General features: G+C 49.3%; 12 protein-coding genes and 1 pseudogene. 11 read left to right on the top strand and 2 right to left on the bottom strand.

Annotated features, from left to right (window positions below):
• Positions 1-31: 31 nt before the first annotated feature.
• The 3 genes from Q0986_RS04075 (at position 32) to Q0986_RS04065 (ending at position 2,432) form a co-directional block, all read left to right on the top strand.
• Positions 32-265, top strand: a complete 234-nt coding sequence (locus Q0986_RS04075; protein WP_299404351.1) for a CTB family bacteriocin — start codon at positions 32-34, stop codon at positions 263-265.
• Positions 266-486: 221 nt separating this feature from the next.
• Positions 487-720: a CTB family bacteriocin gene (locus Q0986_RS04070; RefSeq protein WP_299404349.1), complete on the top strand. Its 234-nt coding sequence runs from the start codon at positions 487-489 to the stop codon at positions 718-720.
• 644 nt (positions 721-1,364) lie between these two features.
• Positions 1,365-2,432, top strand: coding sequence for an NAD-dependent epimerase/dehydratase family protein (locus Q0986_RS04065; protein WP_299404344.1), 1,068 nt, complete (start codon positions 1,365-1,367; stop codon positions 2,430-2,432).
• On the opposite strand, the gene Q0986_RS04060 is transcribed toward Q0986_RS04065, so the two are convergent.
• Positions 2,411-3,355 carry an oxidoreductase gene (locus Q0986_RS04060; RefSeq protein ID WP_299404340.1) on the bottom strand — a complete coding sequence of 315 codons (945 nt, stop codon included), beginning with the start codon at positions 3,353-3,355 and terminating at the stop codon, positions 2,411-2,413. The genes Q0986_RS04065 and Q0986_RS04060 overlap by 22 nt on opposite strands.
• 295 nt (positions 3,356-3,650) lie before the next feature.
• Between Q0986_RS04060 and Q0986_RS04055 the strand changes: the two genes are divergently transcribed.
• The 5 genes and pseudogenes from Q0986_RS04055 (at position 3,651) to Q0986_RS04035 (ending at position 9,852) form a co-directional block, all read left to right on the top strand.
• Positions 3,651-5,486, top strand: coding sequence for an NAD(P)H-quinone oxidoreductase subunit F (locus tag Q0986_RS04055; protein ID WP_299404337.1), 1,836 nt, complete (start codon positions 3,651-3,653; stop codon positions 5,484-5,486).
• 52 nt (positions 5,487-5,538) lie between these two features.
• The gene (locus Q0986_RS04050) at positions 5,539-7,041 is read left to right on the top strand and encodes an NADH-quinone oxidoreductase subunit M (protein WP_299404333.1); all 1,503 of its coding nucleotides are present in this window, start codon (positions 5,539-5,541) and stop codon (positions 7,039-7,041) included.
• 71 nt (positions 7,042-7,112) lie between these two features.
• Positions 7,113-8,408, top strand: coding sequence for a CO2 hydration protein (locus tag Q0986_RS04045; protein WP_299404329.1), 1,296 nt, complete (start codon positions 7,113-7,115; stop codon positions 8,406-8,408).
• Between the two features lie 103 nt (positions 8,409-8,511).
• Positions 8,512-8,913, top strand: coding sequence for a fasciclin domain-containing protein (locus Q0986_RS04040; RefSeq protein WP_299404326.1), 402 nt, complete (start codon positions 8,512-8,514; stop codon positions 8,911-8,913).
• A gap of 175 nt (positions 8,914-9,088) precedes the next feature.
• Positions 9,089-9,852: pseudogene (locus Q0986_RS04035) on the top strand (IS5 family transposase).
• 287 nt (positions 9,853-10,139) lie between these two features.
• Here Q0986_RS04035 and Q0986_RS04030 read toward each other — a convergent pair.
• Positions 10,140-10,547: a hypothetical protein gene (locus Q0986_RS04030; protein WP_299404321.1), complete on the bottom strand. Its 408-nt coding sequence runs from the start codon at positions 10,545-10,547 to the stop codon at positions 10,140-10,142.
• A 349-nt stretch (positions 10,548-10,896) separates the two neighbouring features.
• Here Q0986_RS04030 and Q0986_RS04025 point away from each other — a divergent pair, with 349 nt between their 5' ends.
• The 3 genes from Q0986_RS04025 (at position 10,897) to Q0986_RS04015 (ending at position 12,067) form a co-directional block, all read left to right on the top strand.
• Positions 10,897-11,130, top strand: a complete 234-nt coding sequence (locus Q0986_RS04025; RefSeq protein WP_299404317.1) for a CTB family bacteriocin — start codon at positions 10,897-10,899, stop codon at positions 11,128-11,130.
• A 257-nt stretch (positions 11,131-11,387) separates the two neighbouring features.
• On the top strand, positions 11,388-11,639 hold the full coding sequence (locus Q0986_RS04020) for a type II toxin-antitoxin system Phd/YefM family antitoxin (RefSeq protein ID WP_299404312.1): 252 nt from the start codon (positions 11,388-11,390) through the stop codon (positions 11,637-11,639).
• Positions 11,639-12,067: a type II toxin-antitoxin system VapC family toxin gene (locus tag Q0986_RS04015; protein ID WP_299404308.1), complete on the top strand. Its 429-nt coding sequence runs from the start codon at positions 11,639-11,641 to the stop codon at positions 12,065-12,067. The genes Q0986_RS04020 and Q0986_RS04015 overlap by 1 nt, the downstream gene beginning before the upstream one ends.
• Positions 12,068-12,200 lie beyond the last annotated feature (133 nt).

The following is a 12,200-nucleotide window of genomic DNA, read 5'->3' as shown; positions in this document are numbered from 1 at the left end:
AGTCCGTAATCAAATCCTTTGAGGTAGAATCATGTCTGAATTATTTACTGAATTATCTGATCAACAGCAAGAGCTAGTCGCTGGTGGTGCAGTTGCTTTACTGAATATCAACGCTACATCTTTCTATTCCAATACAGAGCTATTGGGGTCTACTGGCGTGGCTGCTTCTGGTCCTGGCGGTTCAGTCGCTGCTGGTGAAATTGCCGGTGCGAATCAAGAAATCTTCACTAATGCTTTTAGTCTTCAAGCGGGTGAAGTTGACTAGTTTTAACGCTTAGTCGGCTGATCAGGCTAAATCGTGTTGAGGCTACTGAGATTTACAACTAGATCTAGACATTTGGAGCGACTCAAACTAGTGCTTTACATCGCTTGTGTATATGCCAAGTGTCACTGAGATACGCAAGCCCGAATGTTCTAATTCATCTAGTTCAAGGTGTTCAGTCGCCTCTCACTGAAGTCCGTAATCAAATCCTTTGAGGTAGAATCATGTCTGAATTATTTACTGAATTATCTGATCAACAGCAAGAGCTAGTTGCAGGTGGTGCGATTACCACTCTTAATATCAACGCTACATCTTTCTACTCTGATACTGAGCTATTAGGTTCTACTGGTATCGCTGCTTCTGGTCCTGGAGGATCCGCTGCTGCTGGCCATATTGCTGGTGCAAATCAGGAAGTTTATACTGATGCGCTTAGCGTTCAGTTTGGTAATGTTGACTAGTTTTAATACTTAGTTGAGTCACTAAGTGCATGAGTCAGGACTACTCTTTGAATGAGTATGCAAAAGTCACTCGTTCTTCTAGCCTTTTAATCAATAAAAGTCTGCTCTTGGAGTCGCTCCTGACTTGAGTTCACATCTATAAATATGCGGGGTAACACCATGTCTGAATTGTTTACTGAGTTTTCTGATCAACAGTAAGAGCTAGTTGCAGGTGGTGCTGTTACCACTCTTAACATCAACGACACGTCCTTCTACTCCAATACTGAGTTGCTCAGTGCTGTGGGTGGTGCAGCGTCAGGTCCTGGTGGTTCAGCTTCCTTTGGTTCTATTCATGCTGCGAATCAGGAAGTTTATACTGATGCGCTTAGCGTTCAGTTTGGTAATGTTGACTAGTCTTAACCTCTAGTCCATTGACAGCCTTCAATCATGGTCAGAACGACAAAGAGTTGGAATCGATCTTGAGTGATTGAGTCTTTCATCATTACGAATGTCTCTTTTACTAAAGATCTTACTCGGTTAGTCGTTCTGACCATGCAGTGTTTTTGATAGCGTGATTGATCATGATGATTGATCACGCGATAACGCTGAAGCAATGAATACGCTACGCTACGGGATAACGGTGTTCCACTCAATCCCGCAGAAGTATGACCAACTCTACCTACGATACCTCAGCGCCCGTTCTTGTCACCGGTGCTACAGGTTACGTTGCCGGATGGCTCGTTAAACGTTTACTGGAAGAAGGCTTTACGGTTCACGCTGCCGTTCGCAATCCTGCCAATACCGAAAAGCTTAAATATCTCAACGCCTTGGCAGACCAATATCCAGGGCAGATCCAATATTTCAAATCAGATTTACTGACGCCAGGGTCCTACGCCGAGGCAATGCAAGGCTGTACCGTGGTATTCCACACTGCTTCTCCCTTCACGATTGCCGTCAAGGACCCTCAAAAAGAACTGATTGAACCTGCTCAGCTCGGCACCCGCAATGTTTTAGAACAGGCAAATCAAACCGAGTCCGTTAGGCGGGTGGTGGTCACTAGTAGTTGTGCAGCTATTTATGGCGATAGTGCTGACTTAGATCTGGTCCCCGGTGATCTATTTACGGAAGCAGATTGGAATACGACCTCCTCGCTGACCCACCAGCCCTACTGCTACTCCAAAACCCTAGCCGAAAAAGAAGCTTGGAAAATTGCCAAAGCACAGAATCGCTGGGATTTAGTCACCATCAATCCCTCCCTCGTCTTGGGACCTGGGATTAATCCCTTTGCCACTTCAGAGTCCTTTTCGCTGATCAAGCAGCTTGGGGATGGCACCATGAAAATGGGCGTACCCGACTATCAAATAGGGGCAGTCGATGTACGAGATGTGGCAGAAGCCCATATGGCTGCAGGATTTACCCCATCAGCCCAGGGGCGCCATATCACGTCTGGGTACAACACGAATTTCCCCCAGTTGGCCGAGATCCTCCGCGCTCATTTTGGCGATGCCTATCCTTTTCCCAAAAGTATTCTGCCCAAAACACTCCTTTGGCTGGTTGGCCCCTTATTGAATAGCAGTATGACGCGAAAAATCATTGCTAGAAACGTGGGAGTCTCCTTTGGGGTAGATAACAGCAAAAGCACCCATGCGCTAGGGCTTACCTATCGCCCCCTCGACCATTCACTGACGGATATGTTTCAGCAATTGATTGATTATGGTGTTGTCACCGCTTGAGTTTGGGGCAGTGCAAATGTAGATTCTGTTAATTGTTCTGAGACGTCCCAGAGATGCTCTGCAGCGGCTTGATTTTGAGCATAGTCAGATTGTGTCGCCCGTCCGGGCTGGCCTTTCATTTCCAAAAAACCTTGAGGGCCGAAATACTCTCCTCCCTGAGCCTCTGGGTCTAGCGCTGCCATGACGATGGGCATGGCGGCCTGCGCCGGTGGATGACAGAGCAACGGACCGATGGTGTATTGGATAAGGTCAATCTGATACTGGGGCATATGTCTGGCGAGTTCCGTGTTGGAAACACCAGGGTGGGCAGTGATAGACCGAATTTGTTTGCCTGCATTGGCTAACCACCGCTGTAATTCATTCCCAAACATCAAGCAGGCCAACTTACTCTGGGCATAGGCTCCCGTTTTGGAATAGTTCTGTTCTGAGTGCAGATCGTCAAAATTGATGGCTCCAGATCCCAATTTGTGGGCATTGCTACTCAGGGACACCACCCGCGATTCTGGTGTATCAGGCATCAAATCCAGTAGCAACATCGTTAAGAGGAAATGACCCAAGTAGTTCGTGCCCATCTGGCTCTCGAACCCATCAACCGTCAAGGCATAGGGCGGCCACATAATCCCAGCATTATTAATCAACAGGTCGAGCCGATCGTATTGCTGCCGAAAGGCTTGGGCAAAGGCTCTAACGGACGATAAATCAGATAAATCGATCAGGAGAATCTCTAAATTGGCTCCAGGCACTTTCGCCTCGATGTCAGCTTTGGCATGTTCGGCTCTATCTGGGTGCCGACAAGCCATGATGACTTTGCAATTCTTTTTGGCAAGATTAATCACCGTTTCATAACCCAAGCCTGTATTGGCCCCAGTCACGATAGCAGTTTTGCCTGCTTGAGACGGGATATGTTCTAAATCAAATGCCATAGTTGCTGTCCTCCATTGTTCGTAACGGTTCAAATTCAATCAACCTGACGAGAACCGGGGTATTGGGATGACATGAGTCACCCCTAAAGTTGATGGTCCGTTGCCAGAGGCTGTGCGAAAACGGCAAGGTTGATCAGGCACCCAGCCTGAATCTGCCTCTAGACAAACTTTTCAAGAAAGTTTGATTTTTTTGAAGTTTTATTACAGAATTATTATATTGATTTTCATAAACTTATATCAATATAATTCTAGATATAAATCTATATAAGTTTTACTTTTAAATCTGGAAATACTCGTGCTTCAGTTCCTAGCTCAAACTGCCTGGTTTATTCCCTGCTACCCGTTGATCGGTATGGTGCTGTCTCTGCTGTGGACACCCTCAATTATTCGACGGACGGGACCTCGACCCGCTGGTTATATTAATTTGGTCACCACCCTCTGTGCCTTTTTACATGGGGTACTTAGCTTCCCGAGCACTTGGCATCAACCGCCTCAGTATTTGACTATTACTTGGCTTGAGGTGTCTGGGTTGACCCTTGATATTCCCCTAGAATTGTCAACCACCACTATTGGCGCAGGTCTAGTGATCACTAGTCTGAATTTGCTAGCTCAGATTTATGCCATTGGCTATTTGGAGATGGATTGGGGCTGGGCTCGATTCTTTGCCTTAATGGCTTTATTTGAAACAGGGATGTGTTCCTTAGCGCTCTGCAACTCCCTATTTTTCAGCTATATCATCCTGGAGATTCTCACCTTAGCTACCTACTTAATTGTCGGTACTTGGTTTAATCAGTCCCTAGTGGTAACCGGTGCCCGAGACGCCTTCTTGACGAAACGGGTGGGAGACCTGTTTTTGCTAATGGGTGTGTTGGCAATCTTCCCCTTAGCGGGGACCTGGGATTACCGTGAGCTGGCAATTTGGGCTCAGACAGCGACAGTGGATCCAACCTTAATGGCCTGGTTAGGGCTGGGATTAGTGGCTGGCCCCATGGGTAAATGCGCTCAGTTTCCGCTGCACCTATGGCTAGATGAGGCCATGGAAGGTCCTGTACCCGGCACCATTCTGCGAAATTCTGTGGTGGTGTCCACGGGGGCTTGGGTGTTAATTAAGCTGTCTCCTGTGATTAGCCTATCGCCCTTGGCCTTAACCACCATGATTGGAGTCGGTTCGATTACAGCGATTGGCGGGACCTTAATTGCGATCGCACAAATTGATATCAAGCGCGCCTTATCCTACTCCGCCAGTTCATATATGGGCTTAATCTTTATTGCCGTGGGTACCCAGCATCTCAGCGCGGCGCTGCTGCTGATGCTTACCTATGCTCTGGCTATGGCCTTGCTGATTATGAGTACGGGGTCGATTATCCTCAACACTATTACCCAAGATTTAACCCAGCTAGGCGGCCTCTGGAGTCGGCGTCCGATTACGGGCCTGTGTTATCTGGTAGGGGCGGCGGGCTTAATTGGCCTGCCTCCTTTGGGGTCCTTTTGGGCCTTATTAGAGCTAATCGATAGCCTGTGGGCCGAGCATCCGCTGCTAGTGGGGATTGTGGTGTTGGTGAATGCCTTAACCGGGTTAAGTATTACCCGCGAGTTTGGCTTAATTTTCGCTGGAGCGCGGCAACAAATGACCGTAAGAGCGCCTGAAAATATTTGGCTGGTCACCTTACCCACCACCCTATTGGCAGGCACAACCATCCATTTACCGATTATCTTGCAGCGCTTGGGCTTACTGCCCCAGTGGTCGGCGTTAAATCATGCGGCGGGCTTGCTGCTGGTAGTGTCCAGCATTGTGGGCTGTGCGGTGGGGGTTTGGTTTTATGTTAGCGATCGCATCCCCAAACCGATACAACTGCCTTGGGTGTCTGTGCAAAACTTCTTTGCCTTTGATATGTACACCCCCACCCTTTATCGCTCCAGTATTGTCTCTGGGGTGGATGGGATTTCCCGGCTTACGGATTGGCTGGACCGCACGGTGGTGGATGGCGTCGCTAACTGGATTGCTCGCACCTCTGTCAATAGTGGTGAAATCCTTAAATATGGCAACTTTGGCCAAACGCAGCTGTATTTGCTGACGATTATTTCTGGGGTATTTGTGATCACATTGCTGCTGTTGCGATCGCTGCTCTAACCCCCCCTTTACATTTCCGCCCCCCTTCCTGCCCTTTAACCCTATCTATCCCATGCTGAGCGTCCTGATTTGGTTTCCCTGTCTAGCTGCGGTCATTATTGCTCTACTGCCTAAATCCTTGGATCTGCAACGGGTGCGCCTATCGGCCTTATGGCTATCGGGCATTACCCTCCTGTGGACCCTGGGCTTGGTGATTCAGTTTGATATCAGTAATCCTTCCCTGCAATTGCAAGAGTCTTTCCCCTGGCTGACGGACTTAGGGCTGGACTATCAGCTGGGCGTAGACGGCCTTTCTCTACCGTTGCTGGTGCTCAATAGTTTGCTGACTTGGCTAGCCATTTACAGTAGTCGGGTGGACACCAAGCGACCGCACCTGTTCTATGCTCTAATTTTGCTGATTAGCGGCGGGGTAGCCGGGGCGTTTTTAGCTCAGAATCTACTGTTGTTCTTCCTGTTCTATGAAGTGGAGCTGATTCCCTTCTACCTGCTGATTTCTATTTGGGGAGGCGCCCAGCAGGGCAGCGCCGCCACCAAGTTTTTGCTCTATACCGCCACGTCCGGTGGCCTGATCTTAGCGGGATTTCTGGGGGTTATTTGGTTTAGCGAAGCCTCAACGTTTGCCTACGACGTGCTGTTGGGGCAGACCTTACCCCTGAATATCCAGTACGTGTTGCTGATATTGCTGCTGCTGGGGTTTGGCATTAAAACGCCCCTTGTTCCCTTACATACCTGGCTACCCGATACCTATGTGGCCGCCTCTACCCCCATCGCCATGCTCTTAGGAGGTGTATTGGCGAAGCTAGGAACCTACGGTATTTTCCGGTTCTGTATGCCGCTGTTTCCCGAGGCTTGGATGCAGCTTTCCCCTTGGCTCGCCACCTGGGCTGTGGTCAGCGTCCTCTATGGTGCCTTGGCGGCCATTGCCCAAAAAGATATTAAACGGATGGTGGCCTATAGTTCTGTGGGCCATATGGGCTATATTCTGTTAGCCGCTGCCGCCCATACCGAGCTCAGTATTGTGGGTGCCATTTCCCAAATGTTTGCTCATGGCTTGATTCTCGCCCTGCTCTTCCACCTGGTGGGCTTGATTGAAGCCAAAGTGGGTACCCGTGATTTAGAGGTGCTCAACGGTTTGATGAACCCAGTGCGGGGACTGCCTTTGGTTAGTGCCCTCCTAGTGCTGGCGGGTATGGCCAGTGCCGGAATTCCCGGGTTAGTGGGATTTATCGCCGAATTTCTCGTCTTCCAGGGCAGCTATGCCGCCTTCCCCCTTCAGACCTTACTGAGCGTGGCGGGCACCGGACTAACGGCGGTCTACTTTGTCATTCTGCTCAACCGCACCTGTTTTGGCCGTCTCGACAATAAACTGGCCTACTTCCCTCAAGTGCAGTGGGATGAACGGGTTCCCGCGATCATTTTAATGCTATTGATTTTTATCCTGGGCATCCATCCCACCTGGCTGGTCCGCTGGAGTGAGCCCACCACCACAGCCCTGGTGGCCCAAGCTCATTTATCTACTCCTGCTCCGCCCACAATCATGGCGGCTGTAGAGTAAGCCTGTTCGACCTTTCAGTTCTCCCCGCTCTTCTCTAACGTCCTCTAAAACCTTTAAAACCCGTCCCACCCATGAATGCTGTAACGTCCCCCTCCACCCAACTTCCCCCCTCCCAACATGAATTTGCTGAGATTATTCATCGATTGGAAGCGGGTGGGGCTATGCTGCCAGACACTCCTGAGAACCTAAAGCAGATTATTGGCATCTATAAGGCCTATGCCGTCCCTATGGACTTTTACTGGCGGAACTTGCTGTATATTGCGGAGCGGGTCTTTTTAAATCCCTTGCCCCTGTTTAAATATTTTCTCCCCCAAGACTATCTTGATTTGCCCAATCACTATGCAGGGGAAGGGGCCGACTTACGGATTTGGCGAGGGGAAGCCACCGCCCACCCAGAACTACTGGAGTTTATCAAGCAAGGCGAGGTGAAGCGCAATCTGCCTAAGCTCTTCCATCACCTGTGGCATGACCGCATCAATATGGAATTTGCTGAAGCCTGTATGCGATCGATGTTTTGGCATCGCAATATGGGCGGCAAGTTCGATCCCTATCTGGATACAGAGGAGTATGTGGCCAATGCCGACCGGGCGATTAAAGCCTACTTTAAGGGCAATCCCGTGATGCTGGGGCTGTATAAACTGTTTCCTGACATGTTTACCGAGCAAGTCCGGCAACTCTCTTACTATTCCAACCTAGGTCTGTTTTGGGAAGTAATGGCACCGGTTTTCTTCGAGATGTCTGACCTCTACGATGAAGGCAAGATCACGACAGTCCCAGAAGCCATGGATTTTCTGGTGAATGGTATTTTTGCCATTGCCGGTCGCCCCATTTACCACCATGCCTATATTCGGGGCGAGTGCTACGAAATTGTCCCCCAGTCTAAAGGGTTTATGTGGCTCTACGAAGCGGCGTTACCCTACGTGGAGGCTGTCTTTTACCGTACTTCTCCCTTTCGAGGTACCAAGTCTTACAATGCCCAAGCTGGACAGGTGCCTGAAAATCAGGGAGATTTTCACTACGGCATTCTCTACGCCGATGTCTTTCCCGTCGGCTCAGCCGGGATTCCGCCAACACTGCTGATGCAAGATATGCTGCATTTTCTGCCGCCCTACTTAGTGGAGTATTACCAGCAGTACTGCCGGGGAGGAGATGACACCTTAATCCAACTGGGCGTCACCTTTCAACGCTCCATGTATTGTGTGACGTCGGCGGTAATTCAAGCCTTACGTGAGGCTCTGCTTTATCCCCTCGATGACCCCAATCCCCAGCATTTGCAGGCTAACCGAGAGTTCTTCGAAGCGCAGATGGATCGGCTCACCCGCCCTGAAGCCCGGTTACGGGATATACAAAGCCAGGATTATCGCTAATCTTGCGTTATTCGTCTCTCAAAAGTCACTGCGGGTCGATGGTTTGAGAGATTACCTCACTCTCCCTTTCTACCGAAACTGCAATTAATGGAGTCAAGCTTAAATGGCCGATATTGTTGACATTGCTGTTGGATCTGAAGACTTTTCTACCTTGGTGGCAGCCGTGCAAGCCGCGGATCTAGTTGAAACCCTCAAAAGCCCTGGACCGTTTACCGTGTTTGCACCCACAGATGCAGCCTTTGCCCAACTACCAGCGGGTACGATTCAAACGCTCCTGCAAAATATCCCCCAGCTTAGCCGTATTCTCACCTTTCATGTCGTGCCTGGAAAGTTAACGCAAGCAGACTTGCAATCTCTGGACTCGGTGACTTCGGTGGAAGGATCGCCCATTCCTATTCAAAAATCAGACACCTTTGAAGTAAAAAATGCCACGGTGGTGGCGGCGGATATCGAAGCCGACAATGGCATTATCCATGTCTTAGATCGCGTTCTATTGATGGGGTAACTCGATCTGAGATCGCACTTAATAATTTAAAATGGCTAACACTTTCGGTTATCCGATTGTTCTGTTAGCGTAGAGGGTGTTTGAAAAGATTTGACAAAAGCTATTGAGCCATTCATCTGCTGTTGTAAAGATGCCAACAAAGACTCAATAGCAATGCGAAAATCATCCCCCACCGATGCAATGGGAACTTCTAGAACCGCTTATTCCAGCACCTAAACCGGGTGGACGCCCTCAAAGCGTTGATATCCGAGAGGTGATTAACGCTTTGTTCTATATCCTCACTGCAGGGTGTGCTTGGCGCTTGCTGCCCCACGAGTTCCCCGCTTGGCAAACAGTGTACTCCTAGTTTTCGATGTTGGAACCAAGATGAAACTTGGAGCATGATCAACGACCAGCTTCGAGTGTGGATTCGCGTGAGCGAAGCTCGTTTCCCCTCTCCTAGTGCAGCTAGCCTAGATAGTCAATCGATTAAAACAGGAGGATTGCTGGCCGATGAGATTGGCTATGATGGGGCCAAAAACATCAAAGGACGAAAGCGTCATCAGCTCGTCGATACTCTGGGGTTACTCATACTTGTTGTGGTCACAGCAGCTAATGTGACTGAATATGATGGAGCCAGGATAGTGTTGCAACGCCTGAATCACAAGAGAAATCAGTTTCCTCGATTGGTCAGAATTTGGGTTGATGGTGGGTATCGCGGAGCAGACTTTATGAAATGGGTGATGGATTCCTTTTGCTAGCTAGGTGTGGGAGGTGATCAAACGCTTGGATAAAGCGAAAGAGTTCATGCTCTTACCTAAACATTGGGTGGTGGAACGGACTTTCGGGTGGATGATGTGGAATCGAAGGTTGAGCAAGGAGTATGAAAGACTGACTCAAACTTCTGAGTCTTTCATCTACATTGCCAGCATCAAGCTCATGCTCAACCGCTTTGCCTGACACTTTTCAAACCCCCTCTAAGCGATCGCACTCGGGATTCAAGATGCCAGTCTGTTCTATCGATCCAGTTTAGTAGAAGCCGCTCTAGGCAATCAGGCTCAAGCCAAAACCTATTCTGAAAGAGCTTTCGCTATTGACCCTCACTTCAATACCACAGCGCAGCAACTGGTTTCGCAGAGCGATTAAAACTGGGGGCGATGACATAACCACAGGTCAGTCCTACGGACAGCCACTGTCATTGCCCCCAGTTTCAGAACTCATTCAGACCGTCACATCCCTATTTCTACCTAGTCCTGGCTAAGCGCATTCAGTTGGGTCCCTAACCTAGCTAAATAGCTCTCATCCTGGAGGGTATCAGCAGACAAGCGGTTAGTTTTGACTGCAGCCTGGGCAACCTCAAGCGCAGAGATGCGTCCGGTTCGATAGTTTCGAAGGAGTTGGTTGGCTGAAGGTATGCCTTCATTGGTGAACCAGCCTTGATAGGCCATGTACGCCAAGTTGAAGGGAGACAGTTGGCGAGCAGCTTGTGGCTGAGACGCCATTGCCACCTTGACCAGTTTGCTGGCACCATTAGGGCCTTGAGTCACGATTTGGCGGTGGCTTGGTGCCGCAATTGCAGCAGTGGAACTGAAGCCGATAGCGAGTGCTGCGAAACCAGCGAGTGTTTGGGGGGCAAAGGCTTTAGTGCTTTTCATTACATTGTTCTCCAACTCAATGTCTCTAATCTACGGGGGCAGCCTGAGAGGTGAATGATGCTTATCTGTGCCAAAGACAGGAACTTCCTGAGGTATCCACTAGAGTTGCCTGAGAAAACTGAGAATTTGCTGTTGGCAGAGGAAATGAATCACCGTTAAGCGTACATTGTGGCAATTTGAGTCATTTGGATAAATGACATTGAGCAGGTTCAGATGATGCATACCCCATCAGATGTGTCCTGAATCACTCTGGCAGCACTCCAACATCACTGAATGACTCGAAATCCAATGGTCTACTGTTTACAGAAAGAAAAAAGAAAATTTCTGATTCATCCTTTGAGGTTAAGCCATGTCTGAATTATTTACAGAATTAACTGATCAACAGCAAGAGCTAGTGGCGGGTGGAGCCATCACTACTCTCAACATCAACGCAACCTCCTTCTATTCTGATACTGAGTTGCTCAGCTCTACTGGTGCTGCTGCCTCTGGCCCTGGGGGTTCAGCTGCCTTTGGCACCATTAATGCTGCTAACCAAGAAATCTTCACCAATGCTTTCAGTCAACAAGCAGGTACTGTTGACTAGTCATCGGCTCTAGGTCAACAACTATCGCGAAGTTTGCCCTCATGCTCGTTGAGCATGGGGGTATTTTGAGGGCCATTTAGCCTAATTCGTCCGTTTGTGAACGCTCCTCCCACGACGGACGACCTCCCGCAACCGGGCAAAAACAACCCATCGAAGATACCGGGCAGTGAGCTAATACCACAGAAGAGCGGGGGTGATAGAAGAGGGATAAGTCAGCAATGCATATAATGTAGGTACATCTCTACATTGGGTAAATCATGAATACCTTTTCTAGTCGTGAATTTAATCAAGATGTGAGCAAGGCTAAACGGGCAGCGGAGGATGGACCTGTCTTTATCACGGATCGGGGGACACTGGCCCATGTGTTGTTAACGGTAGAGCAGTATTACAGGCTGGTTCAATCTGCTGACTCTGTAGCCGATTTGCTGGCGATGCCTGATGCTGCTGAGATTGAGTTTGAGGCGTTTCGGGATAAGGATACGACGCTAAGACCAGTGGATCTGGCTTAATGTTTTTGCTCGATACGAATGTGGTATCGGAACTGCGGAAGGTGGGTTCTAAGAATGCTCATCCCCAGGTGGAGCTGTGGGCCAGGAAGACGCCGGGGGAGCAATCCTATATTTCAGTCATCTCGATCTTTGAGATTGAACGGGGAGTGTTGCTGGCAGAACGGCGTGATGCTGAGCAGGGGGCACTACTCCGACAGTGGTTTGATCATCATGTGCTCAATAACTATGCAGAGCGTATTTTGCCCATTCATTCCCAAGTCGCGCTGCGTTGCGCGAGGATTCATGTCCCGAATCCAATGCCTGCTTATGATGCACTGATTGCAGCTACGGCACTGGTGCATGGTTTGACGCTGGTGACTCGACATATCAGTGACTTTGAACGGACTGGGGTGAAAATGATTAACCCTTGGGAGTTTGGTAGTGGGTAAAGCTATTCGGCTTGGCATAATTGTTCAGCCTGGCAAACGTGGCGGTCGCTTTTTTGCGATCGCTCGTATCAAACACCAACACGCCCCCAAAGCCAACGGGCTCTCGCTAAAGTCTTCCCGTTTGCATCAAAGC

Origin of the sequence: Acaryochloris sp. IP29b_bin.148, from assembly GCF_028285565.1 — a bacterium.
In the GTDB taxonomy this organism is placed as follows: Bacteria; Cyanobacteriota; Cyanobacteriia; order Thermosynechococcales; family Thermosynechococcaceae; genus Acaryochloris.
This window is presented reverse-complemented; position numbering and strand designations above follow the sequence as displayed.

What these genes read in the sequence shown, in the direction of transcription:
- Q0986_RS04075 (WP_299404351.1), top strand. Translation starts at nt 32, where the DNA reads ATGTCTGAATTATTTACTGAATTATCTGATCAACAGCAAGAGCTAGTC.
- Q0986_RS04070 (WP_299404349.1), top strand. Translation starts at nt 487, where the DNA reads ATGTCTGAATTATTTACTGAATTATCTGATCAACAGCAAGAGCTAGTT.
- Q0986_RS04065 (WP_299404344.1), top strand. Translation starts at nt 1,365, where the DNA reads ATGACCAACTCTACCTACGATACCTCAGCGCCCGTTCTTGTCACCGGT.
- Q0986_RS04060 (WP_299404340.1), bottom strand. Translation starts at nt 3,355, where the DNA reads ATGGCATTTGATTTAGAACATATCCCGTCTCAAGCAGGCAAAACTGCT.
- Q0986_RS04050 (WP_299404333.1), top strand. Translation starts at nt 5,539, where the DNA reads ATGCTGAGCGTCCTGATTTGGTTTCCCTGTCTAGCTGCGGTCATTATT.
- Q0986_RS04045 (WP_299404329.1), top strand. Translation starts at nt 7,113, where the DNA reads ATGAATGCTGTAACGTCCCCCTCCACCCAACTTCCCCCCTCCCAACAT.
- Q0986_RS04040 (WP_299404326.1), top strand. Translation starts at nt 8,512, where the DNA reads ATGGCCGATATTGTTGACATTGCTGTTGGATCTGAAGACTTTTCTACC.
- Q0986_RS04030 (WP_299404321.1), bottom strand. Translation starts at nt 10,547, where the DNA reads ATGAAAAGCACTAAAGCCTTTGCCCCCCAAACACTCGCTGGTTTCGCA.
- Q0986_RS04025 (WP_299404317.1), top strand. Translation starts at nt 10,897, where the DNA reads ATGTCTGAATTATTTACAGAATTAACTGATCAACAGCAAGAGCTAGTG.
- Q0986_RS04020 (WP_299404312.1), top strand. Translation starts at nt 11,388, where the DNA reads ATGAATACCTTTTCTAGTCGTGAATTTAATCAAGATGTGAGCAAGGCT.
- Q0986_RS04015 (WP_299404308.1), top strand. Translation starts at nt 11,639, where the DNA reads ATGTTTTTGCTCGATACGAATGTGGTATCGGAACTGCGGAAGGTGGGT.